27 protein-coding genes are annotated in these 26125 nt (G+C 69.8%); 12 read left to right on the top strand and 15 right to left on the bottom strand.

The window, feature by feature from the left end:
• Positions 1 to 56: 56 nt before the first annotated feature.
• From WBG06_RS26495 to WBG06_RS01635, 3 genes are all read right to left on the bottom strand, one after another.
• Positions 57 to 185, bottom strand: a complete 129-nt coding sequence (locus WBG06_RS26495; protein ID WP_442945408.1) for a hypothetical protein — start codon at positions 183 to 185, stop codon at positions 57 to 59.
• A 315-nt stretch (positions 186 to 500) separates the two neighbouring features.
• Positions 501 to 1766 carry an HRDC domain-containing protein gene (locus WBG06_RS01640; RefSeq protein ID WP_442945400.1) on the bottom strand — a complete coding sequence of 422 codons (1266 nt, stop codon included), beginning with the start codon at positions 1764 to 1766 and terminating at the stop codon, positions 501 to 503.
• On the bottom strand, positions 1763 to 2401 hold the full coding sequence (locus tag WBG06_RS01635) for a DUF3000 domain-containing protein (protein WP_336734471.1): 639 nt from the start codon (positions 2399 to 2401) through the stop codon (positions 1763 to 1765). Before WBG06_RS01635 ends, WBG06_RS01640 begins: the two co-directional genes overlap by 4 nt.
• Before the next feature lie 70 nt (positions 2402 to 2471).
• Here WBG06_RS01635 and hemE point away from each other — a divergent pair, with 70 nt between their 5' ends.
• Positions 2472 to 3542, top strand: coding sequence for a uroporphyrinogen decarboxylase (gene hemE, locus WBG06_RS01630; protein WP_336734469.1), 1071 nt, complete (start codon positions 2472 to 2474; stop codon positions 3540 to 3542).
• Here hemE and WBG06_RS01625 read toward each other — a convergent pair.
• A complete protein-coding gene (locus WBG06_RS01625; RefSeq protein ID WP_336734467.1) occupies positions 3521 to 4432 on the bottom strand; it encodes a LysR family transcriptional regulator in 912 nt (303 codons plus the stop codon). The two genes, hemE and WBG06_RS01625, sit on opposite strands and share 22 nt — an antisense overlap.
• A gap of 145 nt (positions 4433 to 4577) precedes the next feature.
• On the opposite strand from WBG06_RS01625, the gene WBG06_RS01620 reads away from it, so the two are divergent.
• From WBG06_RS01620 to WBG06_RS01595, 6 genes are all read left to right on the top strand, one after another.
• On the top strand, positions 4578 to 5819 hold the full coding sequence (locus WBG06_RS01620) for an acyl-CoA dehydrogenase family protein (protein WP_336734465.1): 1242 nt from the start codon (positions 4578 to 4580) through the stop codon (positions 5817 to 5819).
• Positions 5820 to 5981: 162 nt separating this feature from the next.
• Entirely contained in the window at positions 5982 to 7088 is a 1107-nt protein-coding gene (gene sfnG, locus WBG06_RS01615) for a dimethylsulfone monooxygenase SfnG (protein WP_336734464.1), read from the top strand.
• Positions 7085 to 8296 (top strand): SfnB family sulfur acquisition oxidoreductase, encoded by a 1212-nt coding sequence (locus tag WBG06_RS01610; protein WP_336734462.1) that lies wholly within the window; start codon positions 7085 to 7087, stop codon positions 8294 to 8296. Before sfnG ends, WBG06_RS01610 begins: the two co-directional genes overlap by 4 nt.
• 31 nt (positions 8297 to 8327) lie before the next feature.
• Positions 8328 to 9476: an LLM class flavin-dependent oxidoreductase gene (locus WBG06_RS01605; RefSeq protein ID WP_336734459.1), complete on the top strand. Its 1149-nt coding sequence runs from the start codon at positions 8328 to 8330 to the stop codon at positions 9474 to 9476.
• Between the two features lie 8 nt (positions 9477 to 9484).
• Positions 9485 to 10834: an MFS transporter gene (locus tag WBG06_RS01600; RefSeq protein WP_336734457.1), complete on the top strand. Its 1350-nt coding sequence runs from the start codon at positions 9485 to 9487 to the stop codon at positions 10832 to 10834.
• Positions 10834 to 11331 carry a flavin reductase family protein gene (locus WBG06_RS01595; protein WP_336734455.1) on the top strand — a complete coding sequence of 166 codons (498 nt, stop codon included), beginning with the start codon at positions 10834 to 10836 and terminating at the stop codon, positions 11329 to 11331. The genes WBG06_RS01600 and WBG06_RS01595 overlap by 1 nt, the downstream gene beginning before the upstream one ends.
• Before the next feature lie 8 nt (positions 11332 to 11339).
• On the opposite strand, the gene WBG06_RS01590 is transcribed toward WBG06_RS01595, so the two are convergent.
• The gene (locus WBG06_RS01590) at positions 11340 to 12044 is read right to left on the bottom strand and encodes a DNA alkylation repair protein (protein ID WP_336734453.1); all 705 of its coding nucleotides are present in this window, start codon (positions 12042 to 12044) and stop codon (positions 11340 to 11342) included.
• A gap of 80 nt (positions 12045 to 12124) precedes the next feature.
• Between WBG06_RS01590 and hemG the strand changes: the two genes are divergently transcribed.
• Positions 12125 to 13429: a protoporphyrinogen oxidase gene (gene hemG / locus WBG06_RS01585; RefSeq protein ID WP_336734451.1), complete on the top strand. Its 1305-nt coding sequence runs from the start codon at positions 12125 to 12127 to the stop codon at positions 13427 to 13429.
• 79 nt (positions 13430 to 13508) lie between these two features.
• Here the strand turns inward: hemG and WBG06_RS01580 are convergent, their stop codons facing one another.
• Positions 13509 to 14462: an alpha/beta hydrolase gene (locus WBG06_RS01580; protein ID WP_336734450.1), complete on the bottom strand. Its 954-nt coding sequence runs from the start codon at positions 14460 to 14462 to the stop codon at positions 13509 to 13511.
• A 58-nt stretch (positions 14463 to 14520) separates the two neighbouring features.
• Here WBG06_RS01580 and hemQ point away from each other — a divergent pair, with 58 nt between their 5' ends.
• Positions 14521 to 15240, top strand: coding sequence for a hydrogen peroxide-dependent heme synthase (hemQ, locus tag WBG06_RS01575; RefSeq protein ID WP_336734448.1), 720 nt, complete (start codon positions 14521 to 14523; stop codon positions 15238 to 15240).
• A 68-nt stretch (positions 15241 to 15308) separates the two neighbouring features.
• On the opposite strand, the gene WBG06_RS01570 is transcribed toward hemQ, so the two are convergent.
• Positions 15309 to 16592 carry a uracil-xanthine permease family protein gene (locus WBG06_RS01570; protein ID WP_336734446.1) on the bottom strand — a complete coding sequence of 428 codons (1284 nt, stop codon included), beginning with the start codon at positions 16590 to 16592 and terminating at the stop codon, positions 15309 to 15311.
• Between the two features lie 101 nt (positions 16593 to 16693).
• Between WBG06_RS01570 and WBG06_RS01565 the strand changes: the two genes are divergently transcribed.
• Positions 16694 to 17473, top strand: coding sequence for an LLM class F420-dependent oxidoreductase (locus tag WBG06_RS01565; RefSeq protein WP_336734444.1), 780 nt, complete (start codon positions 16694 to 16696; stop codon positions 17471 to 17473).
• A gap of 191 nt (positions 17474 to 17664) precedes the next feature.
• On the opposite strand, the gene WBG06_RS01560 is transcribed toward WBG06_RS01565, so the two are convergent.
• The 3 genes from WBG06_RS01560 to msrB are packed head-to-tail and all read right to left on the bottom strand — an operon-like array spanning position 17665 to position 19691.
• Positions 17665 to 18558 carry an aminotransferase class IV gene (locus tag WBG06_RS01560; RefSeq protein WP_336734442.1) on the bottom strand — a complete coding sequence of 298 codons (894 nt, stop codon included), beginning with the start codon at positions 18556 to 18558 and terminating at the stop codon, positions 17665 to 17667.
• Positions 18558 to 19280 (bottom strand): HAD family hydrolase, encoded by a 723-nt coding sequence (locus WBG06_RS01555; RefSeq protein ID WP_336734441.1) that lies wholly within the window; start codon positions 19278 to 19280, stop codon positions 18558 to 18560. The genes WBG06_RS01560 and WBG06_RS01555 overlap by 1 nt, the downstream gene beginning before the upstream one ends.
• Positions 19281 to 19289: 9 nt before the next feature.
• Positions 19290 to 19691 carry a peptide-methionine (R)-S-oxide reductase MsrB gene (gene msrB, locus WBG06_RS01550; RefSeq protein ID WP_336734439.1) on the bottom strand — a complete coding sequence of 134 codons (402 nt, stop codon included), beginning with the start codon at positions 19689 to 19691 and terminating at the stop codon, positions 19290 to 19292.
• Between the two features lie 121 nt (positions 19692 to 19812).
• On the opposite strand from msrB, the gene WBG06_RS01545 reads away from it, so the two are divergent.
• Entirely contained in the window at positions 19813 to 20253 is a 441-nt protein-coding gene (locus WBG06_RS01545) for a cysteine dioxygenase (protein ID WP_336734437.1), read from the top strand.
• A gap of 5 nt (positions 20254 to 20258) precedes the next feature.
• Here the strand turns inward: WBG06_RS01545 and WBG06_RS01540 are convergent, their stop codons facing one another.
• Both WBG06_RS01540 and WBG06_RS01535 read right to left on the bottom strand, forming a co-directional pair.
• On the bottom strand, positions 20259 to 21554 hold the full coding sequence (locus tag WBG06_RS01540) for a GNAT family N-acetyltransferase (RefSeq protein WP_336734435.1): 1296 nt from the start codon (positions 21552 to 21554) through the stop codon (positions 20259 to 20261).
• A gap of 40 nt (positions 21555 to 21594) precedes the next feature.
• Positions 21595 to 22479 (bottom strand): DUF4349 domain-containing protein, encoded by an 885-nt coding sequence (locus tag WBG06_RS01535; RefSeq protein ID WP_336734433.1) that lies wholly within the window; start codon positions 22477 to 22479, stop codon positions 21595 to 21597.
• A gap of 133 nt (positions 22480 to 22612) precedes the next feature.
• Here WBG06_RS01535 and WBG06_RS01530 point away from each other — a divergent pair, with 133 nt between their 5' ends.
• Entirely contained in the window at positions 22613 to 23698 is a 1086-nt protein-coding gene (locus tag WBG06_RS01530) for a DNA polymerase domain-containing protein (protein WP_336734431.1), read from the top strand.
• A 200-nt stretch (positions 23699 to 23898) separates the two neighbouring features.
• Here the strand turns inward: WBG06_RS01530 and WBG06_RS01525 are convergent, their stop codons facing one another.
• The 3 genes from WBG06_RS01525 to WBG06_RS01515 are packed head-to-tail and all read right to left on the bottom strand — an operon-like array spanning position 23899 to position 26069.
• Positions 23899 to 24423 carry a hypothetical protein gene (locus WBG06_RS01525; protein WP_336734429.1) on the bottom strand — a complete coding sequence of 175 codons (525 nt, stop codon included), beginning with the start codon at positions 24421 to 24423 and terminating at the stop codon, positions 23899 to 23901.
• Positions 24424 to 24433: 10 nt separating this feature from the next.
• Positions 24434 to 25540, bottom strand: coding sequence for an ATP-dependent DNA ligase (locus WBG06_RS01520; RefSeq protein ID WP_336734427.1), 1107 nt, complete (start codon positions 25538 to 25540; stop codon positions 24434 to 24436).
• A 37-nt stretch (positions 25541 to 25577) separates the two neighbouring features.
• Positions 25578 to 26069 (bottom strand): helix-turn-helix domain-containing protein, encoded by a 492-nt coding sequence (locus WBG06_RS01515; RefSeq protein ID WP_336734425.1) that lies wholly within the window; start codon positions 26067 to 26069, stop codon positions 25578 to 25580.
• Positions 26070 to 26125: the final 56 nt, after the last annotated feature.

The raw sequence follows: 26125 nt of genomic DNA, 5'->3' as shown, positions 1-26125 counted from the left end.
CGTCGGGCGAGGCGTCACGTACGTCGGCCGAGGCGTCGCTTAGAACGGCCGAGGCGTCAGGTCGGTCGGCGCGGCGTCAGGTAGGTCGCGCGAGGCGTCAGGTAGGTCGGGCGAGGCGTCACGTACGTCGGGCGAGGCGTCACGTACGTCGGGCGAGGCGTCACGTACGTCGGCCGAGGTGTCACGTACGTCGGCCGAGGCGTCAGGTAGGTCGGGCGAGGCGTCACGTACGTCGGCCGAGGCGTCAGATGGACGCGACCTCGGGCAGCGCACGTGACGCTTGGGTCGACGCGAGTGACGTCTCGGCCAGCTGGGCTGACGCTTGGGCCGACGCGGGTGACGTCTCGGCCGACGCGGGTGACGTCTCGGCCGGCGCGGGTGACGCCTCGGCCGACGTACGCGACGCCTCGGCGGGTGAGGACTCGACGGCCGCGATTTGCGGGGTCACTCTCTCGCGCGCGCGGCGTGAGCGGGCGAGCAAGGTCGGCGCTCGAGCTCGCTCAGTCCGCCTCGGCGTGCAGGACGGCGTCGGTGAGGAGCGGGGCGGTGAGGGCGATCTGCCAGCCGCGAGCGCCGAAACCGGCGAGGATCTCGATGATGCCGTCGAGGAGGGCGCCGGGGTCGCGGGTCTTCGGCGGCGTCCACATCGCACGACGCAGGAAGTCGGGGGTGAGCAGGTTCTCGGCCGGGAGGTTGCGCTCCTCGGCGAGGGCGTTGACGGACTCGCGGGCCAGCGCCAGGCGGCGCGCGGCCGTCGGATCCTTGTCGGCCCACGCGCGCGGAGGGGGAGGACCGTCGGACCGCGGTGAGCGCACCGGCAGCTCGTCCTCGTCCATCGAGACGGCGCGGTTCAGTGCCTTCACCCACGAGGTCACATACCGCTCGGCGCCACGGCCGTGGAAGCCTTTCAGCCCGAGCAGCGAGGCCTTGTCCTGCGGCAGGTCCTGCGCGGCAGCGACGATCGCGGCGTCGGGGATGATCCGGCTCGGGGTGACGTCACGCTGCTGCGCGATCCGGTCGCGCTCGGTCCACAGCTCGCGCACGGCGGCGAGCCCGCGGCGGCCGCGGACCCGGTGCATCCCGGAGGTGCGCCGCCAGGCATCCGTACGCACCGGAGCCTCGAAGCCGCGCAGCCAGTCGAACTCCTGGCGAGCCCAGGTGTCCTTGCCCTCCGCGACGAGCTCGGCGGCCAGCGCCTCGCGCAACTCGACCAGGACCTCGACGTCGAGCGCTGCGTACTCCAGCCAGGCCTCCGGCAGCGGCCGGGTCGACCAGTCGGCCGCCGAGTGCTCCTTGAGCATGGTGAAACCCAGCACGGTCTCGACGAGGGTGCCGAGCCCGACGCGGGGGTAGCCGAGCAGCCGGCCGGCGAGCTCGGTGTCGAACAGCGCAGAGGGGTGCAGGCCGAGGTCGCTGAGGCAGGGGAGGTCCTGGGTGGCGGCGTGCAGGATCCACTCGGTGCCCTCGAGCGCCTCGACGAGGGGCTGCATCGTGGTCAGCCCGATCGGGTCGATCAGCCAGATCCCAGAGCCCTCGCGACGCAGCTGGATCAGGTAGGCGCGGTTGGAGTAGCGGTAGCCGGAGGCGCGCTCGGCGTCGATCCCGACCGGGCCGGTGCCGGCGGCGATGGCCGCGGCGGCCTTGGCCAGACCCTCGTCCGTGTCGGTCACCGGAGGCAATCCGTCACGCAGGGTCAGCAGCGGAGCCGGAGCAGCATCTTCAGGTGTGTCCGGCCCCGTCTCGGCCTCGGTCCTGTCTTCGATCACGCGCCTCGCTGCCCTCGCCGGCTCGGCATGACGGTGACGCCCTCCGGCACCGGAGGAAGTCCCGCGGCCGTGCAGAGCAGCTCGCCCCACGCCTCGGTGTGTGGTCGTAGGTCCAGATCGCCCGAGGCCGATCCCACCGGCGTCCACGAGGCGCGGATCTCGATCTGCGCAGTTCCTTCTTCGTCGGCCATGCCGCCGTAGGACTCGGTGGCGACGCGGGTCACGGTGCCGGCCGCCGCGACGTGCGAGGCGCCGTGACCGGACAGGGCGTCGAGGAGCCAGGACCAGCCGACCTCACCCAGCAGCGGGTCGCTGATGTGCTCGACGTCGATGTCGGCCCGTGCGTAGGCCACCAGACGGAACGTTCCGGGCAGTCCGTGCACCGTTCCCCAGGCGTCGTTGCCGTCCGGGTCGTGCAGCAGGATCAGCCGTCCGGTCGCCACGTCCACGTCGTCGACGGTCACATCGGCCGAGAGCGCTGCGGCGTACGGAGCGATCCGCTGCGGCGCCGGCATCTCCTCGACCAGCAGCTCGGGCCGGAAGGTCGCCGCGCGCATGCTCTCCGCGGCGGACCGGAATGCGGCAGGACCGCTCTCCAGTCCCGCAGCGGGACGCGACTCTCCACGGACGACCATGTGAACAGCGTATGTCTTTCGCGCGATTCGCGATGTGCGTACACGCCGCACCGGATGGGACCATTGCGAGGTGGCCGAGATCAACACCGCTGACGCGCTCGCATCCTCCCCGTTCCTGCAGGCGCTGGCCGGGCAGAAGCCGAGCCGTACGCCGGTGTGGTTCATGCGTCAGGCGGGCCGCTCGCTGCCCGAGTATCTGAAGGTCCGCGAGGGCATCGGCATGCTCGAGTCCTGCCAGGATGCCGAGCTGATCACCGAGATCACCCTCCAGCCCGTACGCCGCTACGGGGTCGACGCGGCCATCTTCTTCTCCGACATCGTGCTGCCGCTGAAGGCGGTCGGGGTCGACCTCGACATCAAGCCCGGGGTTGGCCCGGTGATCGCGAACCCGGTGCGCACCCTCGCCGACGTTGAGGCGATCCCGGACCTGACGCCGGGGCACGTCCCCTACATCACCGAGGCCGTCCAGAACCTCACCGGCGAGCTGGCCGGCATCAACGGTGGCACCCCGCTGATCGGCTTCGCCGGCGCGCCGTTCACTGTCGCGTCCTACCTCGTCGAGGGTGGCCCGTCGAAGGAGTACGCCAAGACCAAGGCGCTCATGTTCGGTGCCCCCGACGTGTGGGATGCCCTGATGCGCAAGATCGCCGGGATCTCCGGCGCATTCCTGGAGGTCCAGGTGCGCGCCGGTGCCTCCGCGGTGCAGCTGTTCGACTCCTGGGCCGGCGCCTGCACGCCCGCCGACTACGAGCGCCACGTGCTGCCCTACTCCGCCGAGGTGATGACCCGGATCGGTGAGCTCGGCGTCCCCCGGATCCACTTCGGCGTCAACTCCGCCATGCTGCTGCCGCTGATGGGCAGCGCCGGCGCCGAGGTCGTCGGCGTCGACTGGCGCACTCCGCTGGACTGGGCGATCGACCAGCTCGGCGACGGCTTCGGTGTCCAGGGCAACCTCGACCCCGCCCTCGTCTTCGCGCCGACCGAGGTGATGCTCGAGCAGGCCGGCAAGATCATCGAGACCGGCCGGCGGGCCAAGGGTCACGTCTTCAACCTCGGTCACGGCGTCATCCCGAGCACCGACCCTGACCAGCTCGCCCGGCTGACCGAGTTCGTGCAGAGCTACGAGTCGGCCGAGGGCTGAGAGCGGGCGGTCTCGGCCAGCAGGTCGAGGAGGCTGCGCGCCCCTGAGGTCGTACGCGCGTTGTGCCGCTGCACCGCGACCATCGTCACTCGGGAGCGATCCCCGGCGAGGGGACGTACGGTGATGTGCCCGCCGGTCTCGCGCGGGTCGCCGACGACGCTGTAGTCGGGCAGCAGAGTGAGCCCGAGGCCCTCGCCGACCATCATCTTGCCCATCTCGGCGCCGTCGGTGGCATGCCAGTGGTGGGGGAGGTTGCGTCCGAAGAGGCGATGGGCGAAGCGATACATCAGGTAGCCCGAGCGCATCCCGACGAAGGGCTCCTCGCGGAGCTCGTCGACCGTGATCTCCTCGCGCGAGGTGAGTGGATGGCCCGCGGGCAGCACGACGACGGGGCGCCCGTGGAGAAGCACGGTGCCCTCGACCGTCGGTGGCAGGTCGTCGCCGTCGAGGAGGTTCACCAGGCCGACGTCGACCGTGCCCTCGCTCAGGGCGAGATAGATGTCCTCCTGCACCATGGTGCGCACCTCGACGCTCGTGCGCGGGTGTGCGTCGCCGAAGCGCCGCAACGTCGGGAGCAGCACGGTCGAGGTGCCGGCGTGGACCGTGCCGACCCGCACCGAGCTGACTCCGGCCTTCTGGTCGCCGGCGGCCAGGCGCAGCCGGTCGACCGCCTCCAGCACGTCCGACATGGAGTGCAGGAGCTCTTGGCCCTCGCGGCTGATCCGGGCACCGGCGCGCCGCCGGTCGAGCAGGGTCACCCCGAGCTCGCGCTCGAGCTTGGTGATCGCCTCGCTCAGGGCCGGCTGGGAGATGTGGAGCTGCTCGCTCGCACGGCGCAGCGAACCGCACTGGGTCACGGCCGCGATGTACTCCAGCTGCTCGATCCTCACGCTGTCCTCTCGTCGGTCGGTGATCGGTCATCCCGAGCGGGTGATCGGTGATCGCTGGCGTCCAGCCCGCCTCACACGATCCATTCTCCAGTAATTTGGTCGACTAAAGACGGAAACGTTCACGACGCAAGACTGAGAGGGCGCGATGACAACCGAAGCTGTACGCAACGCCGCGGAGTTCGGCGCGGCACCCACGACTCCGGAGGGCTGGGTCGACCGTGCGCGCGAGGTGGCCACCAGGCTCTCGGCGGACGCGGTCGCGCGCGACCGGGCCAACCAGGTCCCGACGTACGAGGTGAACCTGCTCAAGGAGAGCGGCCTGGTCACCCTGCTCGGCCCCGCTGAACACGGCGGCGCCGGCCAGGACTGGACGACAGCGCTGCGCGTGGTCCGGGCGGTCGCGGCGGGCGATGGCTCGATCGGGCAGCTGCTCGGCTACCACTATCTGTGGGCCTGGGCGGCACGGCTGGTCGGCACCCCGGAGCAGATCGCCGCCGTCGAGCAGCTCTACACCGAGAACAACTACTTCTTCGGTGGCGCGGTCAACCCGCGTGACGACGACCTGGTGATCCGGGTCGAGGGCGACGAGCTCGTCTTCACCGGTCGTAAGTCGTTCTCGACCGGCGGCCGGATCTCCGACCTCACCGTTCTCGAGGGCGTCATCGAGGGCACCGAGAAGCACGTCTTCGCGATCGTCCCGACCCGGCAGGACGCCATCGTCTTCGCCGGTGACTGGGACAACCTCGGCCAGCGGCTCACCGAGTCCGGCGCCGTCGAGATCAACGGCGTGCGGGTCCCCTGGGAGTCGGCGGCCGGCTACGTGAAGCAGGACGACGGGGCGTACGAGTTCGTCCCGCGGGTCTACAACACGCTCAACGTGCCGATCATCCAGCTGATCTTCACCAACTTCTACCTCGGCATCGCGGAGGGCGCCTTGACGACCGCCGCGACCTACACCCGCGACACGACCCGCGCTTGGCCATACGCCGCCGACGTCAAGGAGAAGGCGAGCGAGGAGTTCTACATCCAGGAGACGTACGGCGACCTGACCTCGAAGCTGTGGGCGGCCCAGGCGCTGGCCGAGCGGGCGGCCGGGCTGATCGAGGCCATCAACTCCCATGCCGACGAGGTCACCGAACAGGAGCGCGGTGAGGCGGCGGTCGTGATCGCCGCGGCCAAGCAGGTCGCGATCGATGTCGGGCTCGAGATCGGCACCAAGGTCTACGACCTCACCGGTGCCCGGGCGACCTCCAACAAGGTCGGTCTGGACATCTTCTGGCGCAACATCCGGACGCACTCGCTGCACGACCCGGTGGCTCACAAGCGGGCCGAGGTGGGTCGCTACGCGCTGCTCGGCGAGATCCCCGCACCGACCTGGTACACGTGAGCCGCCCTGCGGTGATCAGTAGGGCCTCTCGCCTCGTCGCCGCCTGATAGGCGGCGCCTATCACGGGATCGGGTCTTCCGGTGGTCCACATCGGGAGATCCGGTCCCGTCGTGTGTTTAATAAGATAAGTTTACTAGACATTCGCGATCCAAGGAGACCAGCATGACTTCACCGGCAACCGAGCCCCTGAAGTTCGCCTACTGGGTGCCCAACGTCAGCGGCGGCCTGGTGGTGAGCACGATCGAGCAGCGCACCGACTGGAGCTACGACTACAACAAGAAGCTGGCGCAGCTGGCCGAGAACAACGGGTTCGAGTACGCCCTGTCCCAGGTGCGCTACATGGCCTCCTACGGCGCGGCCTACCAGCACGAGTCGACCTCGTTCTCCCTGGCGCTGCTGCTGGCGACCGAGCGGCTCAAGGTGATCGCCGCGGTCCACCCGGGGCTGTGGCAGCCCGGCGTACTCGCCAAGTTCCTGGCCACCGCCGACCACCTCTCCGGCGGACGGGCGGCCGTCAACGTCGTCTCCGGCTGGTTCAAGAACGAGTTCACCCAGCTCGGCGAGCCCTGGCTCGAGCACGGCGAGCGCTACCGCCGCTCCGAGGAGTTCATCCGCTACCTGCGCGAGATCTGGACGAGCGACGCCGCCGAGCTCAACGGCGACTTCTACCGGCTGCACGACTTCGACCTGAAGCCGAAGCCGCTGGCCAGCGAGGGCCGGCCGCACCCGGAGATCTTCCAGGGCGGCAACTCCTCCGACGCCAAGGCGATGGCCGGCCGGGTCTCGGACTGGTACTTCGCCAATGGCAACACCCCCGAGGGCCTGGCCGCGCAGATCAGGGACGTGAACGCGGTCGCCGGCCCGCTGGGCCGCCGGGTCAGGTTCGGCATCAACGGCTTCATCGTCGCCCGCGACACCGAGAAGGAGGCGCGCGACACCCTCCGGGAGATCATCGACAAGGCCGACCGTGAGGCGGTCGAGGGCTTCGGCTCCGCGGTCAAGCAGGCCGGGCAGTCGACCGGCGACAAGACCGGGATGTGGCAGGACTCCACCTTCGAGGACCTGGTGCAGTACAACGACGGCTTCCGCACCGGGCTCATCGGCACGCCCGAGCAGGTCGCCGAGCGGATCGTGGAGTTCAAGCGGGCCGGCGCCGACCTGATCCTCGGCGGCTTCCTGCACTACCACGAGGACGTTGAGTACTTCGGCCAGCGCGTCCTCCCGCTCGTGCGCGAGCTCGAGGCCCAGCAGCTGGAGTCCGTGGCTTGAGCACCGCCACGGAGATCGCCCGGCTCGATGCCGAGACCGCACCGCTGGTGGCGCGGCGGCTGGCCGACGAGCTCGCGCTCGGTGACGGTGGACGCGACCGGGTCCGGGCGCTGCCCCACGACCAGGTCAAGGCGTACGCCGCTGCCGGGCTGGGCTCGCTCACGGTGCCGCGCGAGTTCGGCGGTCCGGCGCTGCCGGCCACGACCGTGGCGGAGGTGTTCCGGCTGGTCTCGTGGGGTGATCCCAACGTCGGCCAGGTGCCGCACAGCCACTTCGTCTTCCTGAACCAGCTGCGGTTGAACGGGACGCGTGAGCAGCAGCAGCGGATCTACAGCGAGGTGCGGGCCGGTGCGCTGGTCGCCAACGCGCAGTCCGAGTTCGGGACCAAGCACGTGCGGGACATCCGGACGAGCCTCGCGCCTGCCCGGGAGGAAGGGGAGTGGCTGCTGAACGGCGAGAAGTTCTACTGCACCGGCTCCCTCTTCGCCGACTACCTCGCAGTGCTGGCCCGCCGCGGCGCCGACGGCCCGCTGCAGGTGGCCTGGGTCCGCGCGGACACGCCTGGCATCGAGATCGTCGACGACTGGGACGCCGTCGGGCAGCGTACGACTGGGTCCGGAACAGTTCGCTTCACAAACGTTCCCGTAGCAGACGATTGGGTGACGCCGTTCGCGGCCACCTTCGAGGGCCCGACGACCTACGGCGCCTTCGCGCAGCTGCTGCACGCGTCCATCGACGCCGGGATCGCCCGGCGTGCGCTCGACGAGGCCGCCGTCTTCGTACGCACGAAGTCCCGGCCCTACGCCGACGCCGTGGCGATCGCCGGGGTCGAGACGGCTGCCCAGGATCCGCTGGTCGTCCAGGCCTTCGGGGAGATGGAGCTGGCCGTACGCAGCGCCGAAGCCCTCCTCGCCGAGGCGGGCCGACGCGTGGACGAGGCCGACGCGGACCTCACCGAGAGCTCGGCGGCGGAGGCGAGCCTCGCCGTAGCGGCCGCCCGAGCGTCGACCGCCAAGGTCTCGGTCGACGTCGCCAGCCGGCTGCTCGAGGTCTCCGGCGCCCGATCGGCTCTGACGAGCACCAACCTCGACCGCCACTGGCGCAACGCGCGCACCCACACGCTGCACGACCCGGCTGCCTGGAAGGTCCAGCACCTCGGGCGGTGGGCCGTCGACGGCACCCGGCCGCCGCGGCACGGACAGATCTGACATCCCACATCCCCCACGCGAAAGGCAGATGATGAGCACCCTCACGTTCCACTGGTTCCTCCCGACCAACGGGGGCGACGGCCGTCATGTGATCGGCGGCGGTCACGGCGTCAGCGCGCTGGCGGCGGGCCGCCCGGCGACGGTGCCCTACCTCGGCCAGATCGCTCGCAGCGCCGAGCAGCTCGGCTTCGAGGCGGCGCTGACGCCGACCGGGGCGTGGTGCGAGGACGCCTGGGTGACGACCGCGATGCTCAGCTCGCTCTCGGAGCGGCTGAAGTTCTTGGTCGCCTTCCGGCCCGACTCGGTCTCGCCCTACCTGGCCGCGCAGATGGCCGGCACGTTCCAGAACCTGTCCGGTCAGCGGCTGCTGCTCAACGTCGTGACCGGTGGTGAGGACCACGAGCAGCGGATGTACGGCGACTTCCTCGCCAAGGACGAGCGCTACGAGCGGTGCGGGGAGTTCCTGCACATCGTCCGCCGGCTGTGGGCGGGGGAGACCGTGACCTTCTCCGGGAAGCATCTCTCGGTGGAGAACGCCCGGCTCGAGCAGCGGCCGACGCCGGTCCCGGACGTCTACTTCGGTGGCTCCTCGCCGGCTGCGCTGGAGGTCGCGGCCGAGCACGCCGACGTCTACCTGACCTGGGGCGAGCCGCCGGCCGCGGTCGCGGAGAAGATCGGCCGTGTGCAGAAGCTGGCCGCCGACCGCGGGCGCGAGCTCCGCTTCGGGATCAGGCTGCACTCGATCGCCCGGGAGACCTCTGCGGCCGCGTGGGCCGAGGCCGACCGGCTGCTGGAGAACATCTCCGACGAGGACATCGAGCGCGTCCAGGCAGGGCTCTCCCGCAGCGTCTCCGAGGGCCAGCGGCGGATGCTCGAGCTCAACCGGGGATCGCGCGACGGGCTCGAGGTCCACCCCAACCTGTGGGCGGGCATCGGGCTGGTCCGCGGCGGCGCCGGGACCGCGCTGGTCGGCTCCTACACCGAGATCGCCGACCTGATCGAGGCCTACCACGCCGTCGGGATCACCGAGTTCGTGCTGTCCGGCTACCCGCACCTGGAGGAGTCCTACTGGTTCGGTGAGGGCGTGCTGCCCGAGCTCGAGCGCCGGGGCCTGTGGTCCCACCCGGCCCCTGTGGCCGGCCGAGGGGCGGCGGTGCCTTTCGGCACCGCGGCGCAGTAGGAGGGGTCATGTCTGCATCCCAGGCCACCGCCACGGCCGCCGACCCCAAGCGGGTCGCGCTCGCGGCCTCGGTCGGCGCCACCATCGAGTGGTACGACTTCTTCCTCTACGGCACGGCCGCCGGCCTCGTCTTCGACAAGCTCTACTTCAACGGCCTCAGCGGCACCGCCGCGACCTTCGCCTCGTTCGGCACCTTCGCCGTGGGGTTCCTGGCCCGCCCGGTCGGCGGGCTGATCTTCGGTCACTTCGGCGACCGGATCGGTCGCAAGACCATGCTGATCTGGACGCTCGTGATCATGGGCGTCGGTACGTCACTGGTCGGGCTGCTCCCGACGTACGACTCGATCGGGGTGCTCGCCCCGATCGCGCTCGTGGTGCTGCGGATCGTGCAGGGGATCGGCGTCGGCGGCGAATACGGCGGGGCCGTGCTGCTGGCGACCGAGTACGCGCCGCGCGGGCGGCGAGGGCTCTACGGCAGCTTCGCGCACATCGGCGTGCCCGGCGGGCTGGTGCTGGCGTCGGGCGCGTTCGCGATCGCCTCGCAGCTGCCCGACGCGGCGTTCCTGGCCTGGGGCTGGCGGGTCTGCTTCCTGATCTCGATCGTGCTGCTCGGCATCGGCGCCTGGATCCGGCTCTCGATCATGGAGACGCCGTCGTTCCAGGAGGTGCAGGCTGAGAAGAAGGTCTCCAAGCTGCCGGTCGGGGAGCTCTTCCGGCGTCAGCCGCGCACGCTGCTGCTCGGGATGGGGACCCGGTTCGTGGAGGGGTTCACCTACAACCTCTACTCGGTCTTCCTGCTCTCCTACGCGGTGGCCGATGCGGGCCTGAACCGGTCGGTGGTCCTCAACGCGATCATGGCCGGCGCGCTGCTGGGCGTGGTCACCACGGTCGTGTCCGGAGCGCTGAGCGACCGGTTCGGGCGACGGCCGGTCTACACGGCCGGCGCCGCGCTCGGGCTGGTGATCGCCTTCCCGGTCGCGGCCGCGATCCAGTCCGGCGCCGTGGTCCCGTCGGTGGCGGCCTTCGTCGGCGGGCTCGGCCTGGTCTACGGCACCGTCTACGGGCCACTGGCGGCGTTCTGGAGCGAGCTGTTCGACACCCGCTACCGGTTCTCCGCGCTCAACGCGCTCTACCAGATCTCCGGAGTGGTGGCCTCCGGACTGACGCCGCTGATCGCGGCCACCCTGGTGGCGCTCTCCGACGACCGCACGCTGTGGTGGGTCGCCGGCTACAACGTCGTGGTCGCCGCGATCAGTCTGACCTGCATGTGGCTGCTGCCGGAGACCCGCGGCGGTCGCCTGCGGGACACGGCGGTGGACGAGGCGCGGGCAGTGCCCGCGAGAGAGGTGGTGGCGTGATGACCGGTCCGCTGCGTACGAACCAGGATCTGGACCCCGCCGCGCTGCGGCAGGCCTTCGGGGTCTTCCCCAGCGGTGTGGTCGCCGTCGCCGCCGTCGTCGACGGCCGCCCCGTCGGTCTGGCCGCGTCGTCGTTCACCTCGGTGTCCCTGGACCCGCCGCTGGTCTCCTTCTCCGTGGCCCGGACCTCGAAGACCTGGCCCGACCTGCGGCGCTCCTCGCACCTGGGCGTCACCGTGCTCGCCGAGCACCACGGCGAGGTCTGCCGCCAGCTCGCGGGCCCGGTCGACTCCCGCTTCGACGGCCTGGTCGTCAGCGCGTCGCTTGATGGTGCGCTGACCTTGGACGAAGGCCTGGCCCAGTTCGACTGCACCGTCTACCGCGAGGTCGAGGCCGGCGACCACATCGTCGTACTCCTCCAGCTCCACGCCGCCGACCACGGCGCCGGCCAGCCCCTGGTCTTCCACCGCTCCAACTTCGGCCGGCTCGCCGGGTGAAGGGCTGGTCAGAAGTGCTTGAGCGCCTCCCGCCGAGTGAGTCCGGACAGTCGGTCGTCGTGCTCGGCGACCCAGCCGCGGACCCATGCCGGATCGGTCTTGGCGAACTCCCGTAGCGCCCAACCGACCGCCTTCCGCGTCCAGAAGACCCGGCCGTGGAGGGAGTCCTCGAGGTTGGCGCTCAGCACCTGGTCGAGCAGGTCGACATCGGTCTCGGTCCGGTGTCGGTTCTGGCTGAGGATCGCCGTACGCCGCACCCAGATGTCCTGATCGTGGGCCCATTCCCGGACGATCGGGGTGGCTTCGGCACGGTGCGTCCGGAGCACCTCGCCCACCAGGTGCTGGGCGATCTCGTCGACCAGGTCCCACCAGGCGCCGGTCGTCGCGAGGTGGCGGTAGAGAGGCAGCCGTTCCGGACTGCGGGCGGCGCTGCGGTGGGCGGAGATCCTGATCAGGGCCAACGCCGCGTAGCGCTCCTCACGGTGCTCGGCCTCGTCCCACAGCGTCGTCGCGGTCACCAGCCAGTCGCGTTCGTCGAGCGGATGCTCCGCGAAGCACTCCCTGGTCAGCCGTTTCATCACCGGCGACGCGATCCCGTAGAACGGCATCTGAGACTTCATGTAGGCCTGCATCTGCGGCGCGCGCTCCGGATCCGCCGCGGCGGCCAGCCGGACGTGGAGGTCGCGTATCAGAGCGTCGCCAGGTGTGGGCATGGTGTGATCGTAGGGAGTGCACGCGGTCGGGACCTCGCCCGACTCAGGCCCCGCTCAGTGCCGGATGAAAGACTGACCCGGTGCGAGTGATCGTCGTAGGAGCAGGGATCGCCGGACTGACCGCGGCCCGCGATCTGTCGTTGAAGGGTCACCGGGTCACCGTGCTGGAGGCCTCGGACCGGGTAGGCGGAAAGATCCGCGGGGAGTCGGTGGCCGGACAGCAGGTCGACGTCGGGGCCGAGGCGATGCTCAACCGCCGGCCCGAGGGCGTGTCCCTGGCTCGCGAGGTCGGTCTCGACGTGGTCCACCCGACCGGCGCGAAGTCCTCGATCTGGTCGCGCGGCGCGCTGCGGCCGATCCCGCGCTCGATCATGGGTGTGCCCCTCGACCTGCCGGCGCTCGAGGCGTCGGGGGTTCTCTCCGAGGAGACCCTGGAGGTCGTACGCCGCGAACCCACTCTTCCGCCGGCGAAGACGGACGAGGACATCTCGGTCGGTGACTTCATCGCCTCCCGGTTCGGCGACGAGACGGCCGACCGGCTGACGGACCCGTTGCTCGCGGGGGTCTACGCCGGCCATGCCCGCGCGATCTCGGTGAAGGCGGCTGCACCGCAGCTGTTCATGCTCGCCGAGAAGGGATCGCTGCTCGAGGCGGCCGCGGCGCTGCCGGCCACCGACATACCGGTCTTCGCCGGGATCGACGGCGGCATGTCGCGGCTGCCTGCGACCCTCGCCGAGGGGCTGGACATCCGGTTCGACACCCGGGTCGACACCGTCACCCGTACGCCGCAAGGCTTCCTCGTCGAGACCGGCGGCGAGGTGGAGGCAGCCGACGCGGTGGTGGTCGCGACCCCTGCCCCGGTGGCCGCGAAGCTGATCCGCTCGACGGCTCCGTCGGTCGCGCGTGAGCTGTCCGGGATCGAGACCGCGAGCGTGGCCGTGGTGACCTTCGCCTTTCCGGACCTCCCTGCCGACCTGGCCGGAAGGTCGGGCTTCCTCGTGCCACCCGTCGAGAAGTGCGCGATCAAGGCGTCCACCTTCTCCTTCGCCAAGTGGGCCTGGGTGGGGGAGCGTGGCAACTACCTGCGCACCTCCATCGGGCGCCACGGCGAGCCGCCCTCGGACGACGACGACCGCCTGGTGGCAGACTCGCTCGCGGCGCTGGCCGAGATCGCGGGCATCACGGCGAAGCCGACCGACGTGCATGTCCAGCGTTGGACCGACGCGCTCCCGCAGTACCCGGTCGGCCACCTCGACCGAGTTGCCCGGATCCGCCAGGGCCTCCGGAGCGTACCCGGTCTCGCTCTCGCCGGAGCGTCCTACGACGGCGTCGGCATCCCGGCCACCATCGGATCGGCCCACCGCGCAGCGGCCGAGATTGGGTGAGTGCCGACCGAGGCGATGTCCTGAGCCTGGCGAAGGATGACTCGGCGAGGCCTCACTGACCTCGTGGACCTCCGCGAGGTCAGTGACCGCTGACCGAGTCACCTCGGTCGACATCCCGCAGGAACGCGACGATCCCCGCGAGCGCCTCACGAGCAGCCGGCGCGACCCCGGGCAGCGACATGAACCCGTGGAACGCGGTGTCGTAGTCGACCAGCGAGACCGGCGATCCGGCAGCACGCAGCGCCTCCGCATACCGAGTCCCGTGATCGCGGATCGGGTCGTGCAGCGCGGTGATGATGTGGGCAGGCGGCAGGTCGGCGTGCGACGGTGCCCGCAGGGGAGAGGCCTGCCAGGACTCGTCCCCGTAGCGCTCACCCATGTAGAGGTGGCCGAAGGTGCTCATCTGCGTCGAGGTGAGCACCGGCCCGTTGGCGTTGGCGGCCTCGGAGGGGAACTTCTCGTACATCTCCACCGCCGGATAGATCAGCACCTGAGCGCGCACCGAAGGCCCGCCGGCATCGCGAGCCATCAACGACACCACGGCGGCCAGGTTGCCACCGGCGCTGTCACCCATCACGGCGATCCGTGACGGGTCCCCGCCCAGGTCGGACGCGTTCTTCGCGACCCACTCCAAGGCAGACCAGGCGTCCTCGACAGCCGCCGGGAACGGATGCTCCGGCGCCAGCCGGTAGGACGGCGCGACCACGATCGACCCGGTCCCGGCAGCCACGTGCGAGGAGACCCACGCGCTCTGCTCCGGCGTGCCGAGACACCAGCCACCGCCGTGGTAGTTGATGACGACCGGTGCCGCCGCGCCGACGCCGGGAGGCGTGTAGATCGCGAAGCGGCGGCCGTCGACGTACGTCTCCTTCACCTCGACGTCCGCAGGGCGTCCGAACAGGAACGCCGTGACCGGTCCGGTCCGGAGTCCCTCGCGCTGCGCGCGCAGGGCGATCATCTCCTCGGCGTTCAACGGCGTCTTGACCAAGTGCGCCTGGAGGAAGGCGAAGATGCGGGTACGCAGCGGCAGCATGCGCTCACGATAGAGCCCCGTGCGACCCCGGTGACCGGGCTTGGCGCAAAATGGGGGCATGACCGACCCGCAGGCCGACATCAAGTCCAACGCAGCCAAGATCAACGAGCTCAACGCGACCATCCGCTACACGATGTGGTCGGTCTTCTCCCTGGAGGAGACTCTCGGCGACGCCGACCGCAAGGCCGAGGCGGTCGAGGTCGAGGAGCTCTTCGCCGCCTTCGCCGGGGAGGACATCGTGGTCCGCGGCACCTACGACGTGGCTGGTCTGCGCGCCGACGCCGACGTGATGTTCTGGCTGCACGCCGACTCCTCCGACAAGCTCCAGTCGGCCTACCACCGCCTGCGCCGCACCACCTTCGGCGGCCGGCTCGTCCCGGTCTGGTCGCAGATGGCGCTGCACCGCCCCGCCGAGTTCAACCGCAGCCACCTGCCCGCCTTCCTCGCCGACGAGCGCACCCACGACTACGTCGCGGTCTACCCGTTCATCCGCTCCTACGAGTGGTATCTCCTCGACGACAAGGAGCGCCGCCGCCTCCTCGCCGAGCACGGCCAGATGGCCCGCGACTACCCCGACGTGCGTGCCAACACCGTCCCGTCCTTCGCGCTCGGCGACTACGAGTGGATGCTGGCCTTCGAGGCCGACGACCTCTCCCGCATCGTCGACCTGATGCGCCACCTGCGCGGCTCCGAGACCCGCCGTCACGTACGCGAGGAGGTGCCGTTCTACACCGGCGCCCGGGTGGACATCGCCGACCTCCTGGACCGCCTCCCCTGACCGTGCAGTCCTGAGGTTGTGAAGCTGAGAGTGACCGATAGGCCACTCTCGGCTTCACAACCTCGAGGTCACCTGGAGCGCACCCGCGCCAGGGCGCTCATCCCGTGGTAGATAACGACCGCGGCGATGGTGCCCAGGGCGATCCCGGTGAACGTCAGGTCACCGAAGCTCAGGGTGAGGTTGCCGATCCCGATGATCAGCGCGACAGCGGCGGTGAACTGGTTGACCGGGTCGGCGAAGTCGACCCGGTTGTCGAGCCAGATCCGGATGCCGATCAGGCCGATGAGGCCGTAGAGCGCGACCGTGATCCCGCCCAACACCCCGGCAGGGACGGTGTTGAGCAGCGCACCGAACTTCGGTGACAGCGAGAGCAGGATCGCGACCACACCGGCCACCCAGTAGGCGGCCGTCGAGAAGACCCGGGTCGCGGTCATGACGCCGATGTTCTCGCCGTACGTCGTCGTGGCCGAGCCGCCGAAGCCACCGGCGATGGTGGTGGCGAGGCCGTCGGCCAAGAGCGCCCGGCCGGTCTCGCGGTTGATGGTGTCGTCGCCGGCGAGGTGGGCGACGCTGCGGACGTGGCCGACGTTCTCGGCGATCAGGACGAGCACGACCGGCAGGAACATGGGCACGACGGACCAGGAGACGTCCGGCGTGGCGAAGTCGGGCAGCCCGAACCAGGCGGCCTCCTTGAACGCCGAGGTGTCGATCTGGCCCAGGACCAGCGCGGCGAGGTAGCCGACCACGACGCCGACGAGGATCGAGAGCCGCGCGATCAGGCCACGGAAGGCGACCGCGACCACCAGCACGGTGGCCAGCGTGATCGCGGCGACGAGCACCGCGCCGTTGTCGGGCTTGGCCGGGTCACCGCCGACGACGTTGTTGGTGGCCGCGCCGGCCAGGTTGAGACCGATCAGCGCGACGATCGCACCGGTCACGACAGGCGGCATCAAGGCCTCGATCCAGCCGGTGCCGGTGACCATCACGATCACGCCGACCAGCGCCAGGAGCGCACCGGTGACCATGATCCCGAAGAGCGCCGCGCCCATCCCGCCGCCACCCATCGCGGCGCCGATCGGCGCGATGAAGGCGAACGAGGAGCCGAGATAGCTGGGCAGCCGGTTGCGCGTGATCAGCAGGAAGAGCAGTGTGCCGAGGCCGGAGAAGAAGAGCGTCGTGGTCGGCGGGAAACCGGTGAGCAGCGGCACCAGGAAGGTGGCGCCGAACATCGCGACCACGTGCTGGCCGCCGAAGCCGATCGTCCGGGGCCAGCTCAGCCGCTCGCCGGGCTTCACGATCGCCCCTTCGCGTACGTTCCTGCCGTCTTCGTGCAGGTCCCAACCGAATCGCATCTCGCACCTCTTCAGCTCTCGTACGGCGCGATCCGCCGCTCGCCGAACGATAGGGCCGATTCACGCGGGGACGGAAGCCGGGCGCTCCGTAGGGTGGGGACATGACGATCCGCATCGGAGTTCAGATCCAGCCCCAGCACGCCGACTACGCCCAGATCCGCGACGCGGCCCGCCGCGCGGAGGAGATCGGCGTCGACGTGATCTTCAACTGGGACCACTTCTACCCGCTCTACGGCGAGCCCGACGGCAAGCACTTCGAGGCGTGGACGATGCTCGCCGCCTGGGCCGAGCAGACCTCGCGCGTCGAGATCGGCTGCCTGGTGACCTGCAACTCCTACCGCAACCCCGAGCTGCTCGCCGACATGGCCCGCACCGTCGACCACATCTCCGACGGCCGCTTGGTCTTCGGGATCGGGTCGGGCTGGTTCGAGCGGGACTACACCGAATACGGCTACGAGTTCGGCACCGCCGGCGGCCGCCTCGACGCCCTCGGCGAGGCCCTCCCGCGCATCGAGGCACGCTGGGCGAAGCTCAACCCTGCGCCGATCGGCCGCTCGGGTTCGGGCAAGATCCCCGTCCTGATCGGTGGTGGCGGGGAGAAGAAGACCCTCAGGTACGTCGCGAAGCACGCCGACATCTGGCACTCCTTCTCCGACGTGGCCACCCTGGAGCGCAAGCGCGGCATTCTCGCCGAGCACTGCGAGGCGATCGGCCGCGACGTGAGCGAGATCGAGATCTCGACCGCTGCCGACAGCGCCGAGGCCGCCAAGCCGCTCTACGACGCCGGCGCCCGGCTGTTCACCTATGGGGTCGGCGGCCCCGACTTCGACCTCAAGCCGCTCGAGGACCTGGTCGCCTGGCGTGACTCGGTCGGTTCCTGACCGTTCGCCGTGGCGATGTCCTGAGCCTGTCGACGGGCAGTTGGGTCGGGGGTGTGGCTGTTCACCGAGGTAACTCGGTCGGACGCAGCTTCCTTCGTGGAACTCCGCGAAGGAAGCGCGCGTCTACTGAGTTACCTCGGTAAGCGTCTGACCCAGGACCCGAGCGTTCACCGAGTTACCTCGGTGAGCATTCAGCGCGCGACAACCGTCCCCGTGGTCGCCTGCAGGTCTGCGTACGCCTTGGCGAGCTGCTGCGTCACCGGGCCGCGCTCGATGGGCCGGCCGTCGAGGGTGACGACCGGGGTGATGCCGCCCATGGTGCCGGTGACGAAGGCCTCGTCGGCGGTGTGGGCGTCGGTGAGCGAGAAGTCGCCGACGTCCACCGGCAGGCCGAGGTCGGCGGCGAGGTCCAGGACGGTGGCGCGGGTGATGCCCTCGGGGCACGCGCGGGTCGTCGAGGTGCGCAGCACCCCGTCGCGTACGTGGAAGAAGTGGGTGGCGTTCGTCTCCGCGATGAAGCCCAGATCGTCGAGCATCAGCGCGTCGTCGGCGCCCGCATTGTTGGCCTCGACCTTGGCCAGGATCGAGGGGATCAGGTTGTTGTGGTGGATCTTCGGGTCCATCATGTCGGCGCGAGGGCGGCGCTGAGCCGCGGTGATCAGCGTGATCCCGGAGTCGTCGTAGACCGGCGACTTGAACTCGGCCAGCACGATCAGCGTCGGACCCGACTGGTTGAGCCGGGGGTCCATCCCGGAGGTGACCTTCACCCCGCGGGAGAGGGTGAGTCGGATGTGGACGTCGTCAAACATCACGTTGGCCGCCAGGCACTCCCGGATCGCCTCCGTCATGAACGCATCCGACGGGATGTCGGAGAACGCGAGGGCACGCGCCGAACGGCGCAGCCGCAGCAGGTGCTCGTCGAGCTTGAAGATGCGTCCCTGGGTGAGCCGCAGGCCCTCCCAGACGCCGTCGCCGCCCTGGGCGAGCGAGTCGAACGGTGAGATCCGTGCGTCCAGGCGGTGCCGGAGCTCGCCGTTGATCCAGACCTGGAGGTCGTCGTTGCGGGGGTCGTAGGTCTGCAGCATCAGTCGCCGTTCTCGATATCGGGGGCCATGACATAGGGGGCGAGGCGATCGTAGTAGGGCAGACAGCGCTCCAGCAGCGGTGCCAGGCGTGCGGGCAACGGGTCGGCGGCGCCGGGGGAGGAGGCCGCGAACCCGGTCGACGCCCACACCCCGGAGTACCAGTGCGGAGCCCACACGCCGTCGGAGTCGCGACGGCCTGCCGGCCACGAGAGCATCGCCTCGTCGAACCCGATCCCGAGTGCCGCGCACAGCCCGGTCAGCGCCTCCCGCGGCGAGTCCAGGATCGAGGCGGCATCGATCACCGGCCCGCCGAACTCCTCGAAGAGCGCGACCTGCTGCGGCAGCCCGAGATCCTCCAGCGTCGGCTCCTCACGGACCTTCGCGTACGACGTCAGCACTCGCTCCGGGTCGCGGACCAGGAACGCGTGCGAGAGACCGGCGAAGGCGGAGCGGTCCGTCTCCGGCAGGAGATGGTGGGTCATGTGCTTCTGATACTGGACCGGGGTCGGGATCTCGCCGGACGTCAGCGAACGAGCCACGACCCGCCAGTCGGTCGGCTGGGAGGTGAGCACCTCCTCCCGCCCCGGATGGTCGAGGCCGGTGGCGGAGAGGTAGGCGGCGTACAGCGGCTCGTCGACGACGCTGCAGTCGGGACGGTTCTCGAACGAGCGCATCAGCGCCGTGGAGAGATTCCTGGGTCCCGACCACATCGCGATGCGCATGGTCGCAGGCTACTGGTCTGCAGGCTCCAGCGAGATGGAGATCGAGTTGATGCAGAACCGGTCGCCGGTCGGGGTGCCGTAGCCGTCGGGGAAGACGTGGCCGAGGTGGGAGCCGCAGTTGGCGCAGCGGACCTCCACCCGGTCCATCCCGTGGGACTTGTCCTCGACGTATTCGATCGTGTCGCTGATCGGCTGGTAGAACGACGGCCAGCCGCAGCCGGAGTGAAACTTGGTGTCCGACTCGAACAGCTTGGCCTTGCAGGCCTTGCACGAGTAGATGCCCTTGGTCTCGGTGTCGGTGTATTCACCCGTGAACGCCCGCTCGGTGCCTGCCTGACGCAGCACCGCGTACTCCTCGGGCGTCAGCTCTGCCCGCCATTCCTCGTCGGACTTCTCCACGTTGTAACCCATAGCTCACATGGTACGTCTGGAGTGGGCGCACCATTTCAATGTCCTGTTGTCTTCAAAGCCCGCTGTCAAAGTCGAGTCATCTACTATACTTAAATCCACGACGCTTCTGGAGGAGGCCACCATGACTGCACTTGCCACACAGCCCCTGCTGGACGCACTCCGCACCTACGCCGACGACGACCTGATCACTCGGGTGGAGCCGCCCGCGACCGGGCGAGAGTTCCACCTGCTCCACCGCGACGACGCGGTCGAGGTGTGGCTGATCGCCTGGGCGCCCGGCGCCAGCACCGGCTTCCATGACCACGGCACCGCGACCACCGCCTTCACGGTGCTCACCGGCAGCCTGGTCGAGCACAACTGGCTCGGCGGCCTGCAGCTCGCCGACATCGGCCCCGGCGACGCCCGGGCCCACGACGCCGGGCACGTCCACGACGTACGCAACGTCGGCTCGGCACCGGCGCTCAGCCTGCATGCGTACGCACCGAGGCTGGACGCGATGCACCACTACCACTTCCGTGGCGACCGGATCAGCCTGATCGGTGCCGAGCCCGGACGTGACTGAGCCGGTCAGAACCCGGTGATGCAGTAGGGCAGCGGACCGCCGTCGGCCATCCCTGCCCAGGTCTCGATCGCGTCCGGAGAGCCGGTGATCCGCCCGGCGGCCGCCAGGGTGCGTACGTCGACGCCACCGAGATACAGCGCGCCGAGGGTGTCCGCGGCGAGCTCCACGGTCGGTGTGGCATCGGTCGGGGTGACCTCCGCGGCGCCGCCCGCGACCACGATCCGCCAGGCACCGGCAGCATGCCCGAGCGGGTCGTCGACACCGATGACGACCTCGCCCGCGGCGTGCCAGGGCCGGGCCTGAAGGGCTGCCGGCACGTCGAGCACGCGGACCCACAGCATGTCGTCGAGCTCGGCGCTCTTGATCACGAACGGCTCGGCGAGTGCCCAGTAGAGCGGGTCCTGGAGCGGCGCCTTCCGCCAGACGACCCGCTCGACGAGGTCGATGTCGGCCAGGAACCGCCACAGGCGCAGGTAGGCGGCCGGGGTCAGGGCCACCAGATCGACGACCCGCGCCATCCGCAGCCCGGAGTCGTTGCGCTCGTCGGCGGTCTTGTAGATGACGTAGCCGTCGGGGTTGCCGGAGGCGTCCAGGTGCAGCGCGGCCCGCTGCTTCGACTCGCCCTTGGAGTCGCCGTCGAAGTCGTAGCCGCTGGAGAGCCAGGGCTCGTAGAACTGCGGCCGGGTCACCGATCCCCGGGTGCGCTCCTGGAAGGTGGCGTAGATCCCGGCGACCGTCTTCCAGGCGTCGGCAGGCTCGACGAGCGTCACCGAGCCGTCGTCGGCGGGAACCTCCGGGCGGTAGCGGAACTTCGAGGTCACATCGACCTCGATCTGGCGCAGATGGGTGGCCGTGCCGAACCCGAAGCGGCCGTAGATCGACCCCTCGGAGACGGTCAGTGCCGCCAGCGGCACACCCGCGGCGACCGCGTCGGCGAGCGAGACTGTCATCAGCTTGCGCAGCAGCCCCTGACGCCGGTGGGTGGGGGAGACGGTCACGTCGCTGATCAGCAGCGTCGGCAGACTGGTGCCGCCGCCCACGTTGACCGGCGACGTCCAGGACGAGAAGGTCGCGACCGGGATCGTGGCCGAGGAGAACTCCGTGCTCTCCGCCCACGCCCCCAGCAGCGTCAGCGAGTCGGCGCGGGTGTGGTCGCGCCACACCTTGATCCCGTCGTCGTTGCCACGGGACTGGTGGAAACCACGCCGGGTCGCTTCGTACCAGCCCTTCAACAGGGCCTCGTCCCCGTCGAACGGGTCGAGGCTGCGGAAGACGAGGCCGGGGTGCTCGAGCGCGCTCATGCTCAGAACGTACGCCGTCGAGCACCCCGATCTCGACCGGTTATTCCTCCACCGGGCCTGCGGCGGGCACCGGTGCGGACGTCTGCTTCCGGCGGCGGGTGAGGAACCAGGCGGGTGCGACGAGCAGCAGGATGACCGGCGTCCACGGGACGATCGCGCCGAGGGCGACCGCGAGGACGCGCGCCGAGGCACCCAGGGCGTCCCAGCCTGCGCTCAGGCCGGCCAGGAAGCCCGGGTCGTCGTCGGAGCCGCCGGGACCGGCACGGTCGATGCTGACCGTGATGGTCGACAGCGAGGTCTGGTCCTCGAGCGCCGCCTGCTGGGCGAGCAGCGAGTTGAGGTCGGCCTCACGCCGGGCGAGCTCCGACTCGATCGCGATGACATCCCCAATCGCCTCGGCCCGGGAGAGCAGCGTACGGATCCGCTCGATGCTCGCCCGGGCGTTCTTCACCCGCACCTCGGTGTCGACGACCTCGGTGGTGACATCGGTGGTCGTGGTGTTGGTGTCGACCAGGGTGGCGGTCTTCTCGAGGTCGGCCATCGCCGCGTCGAACGACTTCGACGGGATCCGCAGGACCATCCGGGCGTGGCCCAGGCCTTCCTCGGGGTCCTCGTCGCTGTTGCTGGTCTGCTGCTCGGTGACCTGACCGGCGTACCTGTCGGAGATGTGCTGCACCTGCGTACGCGTCTTGTCCACGTCCTTCGTGCTGAGCGCGACCGAGCCGGTGGAGATGATCGACGCCTTCGTGACGGCCTGCTTGGGGGCCGCAGTGTCGGCGTCTGGCGCTGCTGCCTCCGGAGCTGCCTCCGGGCCTGCCGCCTTCCCGGCCGACGTGTCGGCCAGCGATTCGACGGAGCCGGAGTCGGCGGACTCGCCCGACCCGCCGCACGCGCCGAGGGCGAAGATGCTGACGATGGTGATCACAAGGGCCGCACCCGAGATAGGCCTGACCTTTGCTGTTTTCATGCCTCTAGTACGCGGCAGCCGACCGATCCGGTGCACCGGGGCGGCTGGTCATTTCGGGCCATTTCCCAAGCTGATCATCTAGGTTGGCGCTATGGCGAAGACACCGGCGGCACATGTGCAGGCAGGCGAGCGCGAGGTGCGGATCTCCAGCCCGGACCGGGTGATCTACGAGGCGACCGACAGCACCCCCGAGGTGACCAAGCTGATGGTCGCGGAGTTCTTCGCGTCCGTCGGCGACCCGCTGATGCGGGCGTTGCGCGAGCGTCCGACCGCTCTGGAGCGCTGGCCGGACGGCTGGCGCGAGGGCATGAAGCTGGCCACCGGGCCCACCGACAAGGAGGGCGACGGCTTCTACCAGAAGCGCACGCCCAAGGGTGCTCCCGACTATCTCGAGGAGGTCGAGATCGCCTTCCCCAGCGGGCGGAAGGCGCGGGAGATCTGCCCCACCGAGATCGCGGTCCCGGTCTGGTGCGCGCAGATGGGGACGCTGACCTTCCACCCGTGGCCGGTACGCCGCGCAGACGTCGATCACCCCGACGAGCTGCGGATCGACCTCGATCCACAACCCGGCACCGACTTCGCCGACGTCAAGCGGGTCGCCGGGGTCGCCCGGGAGGCGCTCGAGGAGCTCGGCCTCCGCGGGTTCGCGAAGACCAGCGGCAACCGCGGCGTACACATCTACGTACGCGTCCGGCCGGAGTGGACCTTCGAGGAGCTCCGCCACGCCGCGATCGGCTTCGGCCGCGAGCTGGAGCGCCGCGACGGGGGAGTGACCACCGCGTGGTGGAAGGAGGAGCGCGGGGAGCGCATCTTCGTCGACTTCAACCAGAACAACCGCGACCGGACGATCGCCAGCGCCTACTCGCTGCGGCCCAAACCCGGTGCCCCGGTCTCCACGCCGCTCACCTGGGAGGAGCTGGCAGACCTGAAGGACCCCCGCGAGCTGAACCTCTTCACCGTGCCCGACCTGCTCGCCGACGGTGACCGCTGGGCGCAGATCGACGACGAGGCGTACGACCTCACCCCGCTGCTCGAGCTCTGGGAGGAGCTGCCCGGGGGTGAGCTGAACTTCCCACCCGACTACCCGAAGATGCCCGGTGAGCCGCCGCGGGTGCAGCCCAGCAAGAAGGTCGCTTCCCACTGGGACGAGGAAGGTAACCGGATCGACGACAAATAGTAGAAGTGCCTGCTCAGCGCGGATCCCCCGATCGCACGAGCAGGCACTTCAGTCCGCCGGATCCCCCCGGAACAGCGGACGCGGTCGATACTACGGTTTGTCAACCATGACCGCCACGTCAACCCGGTAACAGGGCGGTAACCTTCGCTGTGGCACCTGTCACTGCCCCCGATCGGGGCGGTGCCGCGCGGCGGAGACGCTCACATCCCGGTGATGCCTTCGCCCTCGCCGGCCTGCTCGTCGAAGTTCTCGTGCTCGATCAGGTGCAGCACCGGGACGTCGAGGTGTCGACGGGCCTGATGGGTCCAGTCGACGTGGAAGAACTCAGCGACCACGTGCGGTCGGGTCATGATGATCGCCTCCCGCCCGTCGACCGCCGCGACCTTCGCACGCAACGCCTTGACAGGGTCCTGGACGAGCTCGCCATGAGCGGAGGCGCCGGACGTCTTCAGGACCTGCAGGGTCTGGGCGAGGGCCTTCTCGGCCTCGTCCTTGGCCTCCTCGCGCACCGCGTCGAGGTCGATCTCGTTCATCATCATCGCCGAGCCGAGGTATTCGGCTGCGCTGAGCGTGCCCATCGCCGATTCGATCCGTGCGGCGGCATCCTCCAAGGGCAGCAGCACGTGGTAGACCGGGTCCTCGACTCCCTCATGGAGCCCGTGAACCCGGGTGGCGTCGTCGAGCGTGAGAGCCTGCTCGACCAGCAGTACGACGTCGTAGCTCATGCTTCCGACCCTAGCGGGATTTAGCCGCACCTCCGAGCACTTCGGACAGCTCGTACGCCACGGGTTCCTCGAGCTGCTCGTAGCCGCACGACTCCGGGTCGCGGTCGGGGCGCCAGCGCTTGAACTGGGCGGTGTGCCGGAACCGGCGTCCCTCCATGTGGTCGTAGCCGACCTCGACCACGCGCTCCGGGCGCAGCGGGGTGAAGGACAGGTCCTTCCCCTGCGACCAGCGGCTCTGGGTGCCCGGGACACGGTCGGGGTTGGCGGTCAAGAACTCCTGCCAACGGCCCCACGGGTGCTCCTCGATGGGGACGACCAGCTCCTGGAGCTCCTGCCACAGCTCGGCGCGTCGCGCGGCGGTGAAGGATGCCGAGACCCCGATGTGCTGCAGCTCCGGCTGCCCGTCCTCCCCGGGTGCGTACAGACCCAGCAGCAGGCTCCCGAGCAGCGGGTTCTCCGGCGTGGAGGTCTTGTGCTCGCGGTAGCCGGCCACGACCACGTCCGCCGTACGAGAGTGCTTGATCTTCAGCATCGTCCGCTTGTCGGGGGAGTAAGGGGCCTCCAGCGGCTTGGCCATCACCCCGTCCAGCCCGGCGCCCTCGAACCGGGTGAACCAGTCCTGGGCGATCTCGGGGTCGGTCGTCGTCGTGCACATGTGGACGGTGTCCGAGGTCACGGTCGTGAAGATCTCCTCGAGCGCCGCCCGCCGTTCGATCAGCGGCTTGTCGAGGAAGCTCTCCTCGCCGACCGCGAGCAGATCGAAGGCCGCGTACGCAGCCGGCGTCTCCTCCGCCAGCAGGTCGATCCGCGACTTGGCCGGATGGATCCGCTGCTGCAGGACCTCGAACTCGAGCCGGTCTCCGATCGCCACGAAGATCTCCCCGTCGAGCACGATCTTCTCCGGCAGCGCCTCACGCAGCGCCGCGACCACCTCGGGGAAGTAGCGCGTCAGCGGCTTGGTGTTGCGCGAGGCCAGCTCCACCTCGTCCCCGTCCTTGAACACGATGCACCGGAACCCGTCCCACTTCGGCTCGAACGCATGGCCGCCGTCTGTCGGCACGCCCTTCACGGGCTTCGCGAGCATCGGTTTGATCGGCGGCATCACGGGAAGGTCCACGCTGCCACGATAGGTCAGACGATAGGTGGACGCCGCCTCATTCGCTCGGGAAGAGCACGGTGGACAGCATGACCCGCTGCTTGCCGGCCTTCGCGTCGAGGTAGGGGGCGATCAGCTCGTTCAATCCTTGCTGGATCCGCATGAGGTCCTCCTCGTCGACGTACAGCGCGCCGGTGCCGAACCCGAGATGGCTGCGGCTGGCCTCACCGATGTCCAAGGCGCTCTCGAAGGTGCGGAGCAGTTCACCGACGAAGGCGAGGAAGCTGGCTCTGAGCTGCTCGTCGGAGAGCGTCGCCAGCTCGGCCTGCTCGACGTGAGCCATCCGCTCGCCCAGTGCGTAGGTGCGCTCGACGGTTCCGCGCACCCGACGCTCCGACACGACGGCGAGGACGCCGGCATCGACGAGCACCGCGATGTGACGATACAGCGTCGCCTGCGGGACGTCGGTCAGTAGTTCCCGCAGCTGGGCGGTGGTCAGATCCCGGCCGCCCACCGCCTGCAGGATCCGGAGGCGAACTGGGTGAGCCACGACCGCGGAGATATTGCCTTGCGACTGCATGCGACCCTCATTATTCTCAATCTAAG

The organism is Nocardioides sp. CCNWLW239, from assembly GCF_037137035.1.
In the GTDB taxonomy this organism is placed as follows: Bacteria; Actinomycetota; Actinomycetes; order Propionibacteriales; family Nocardioidaceae; genus Nocardioides.
The sequence above is the reverse complement of the archived record's forward strand: the minus strand, read 5'-3'. Positions and strand labels throughout refer to the sequence as shown.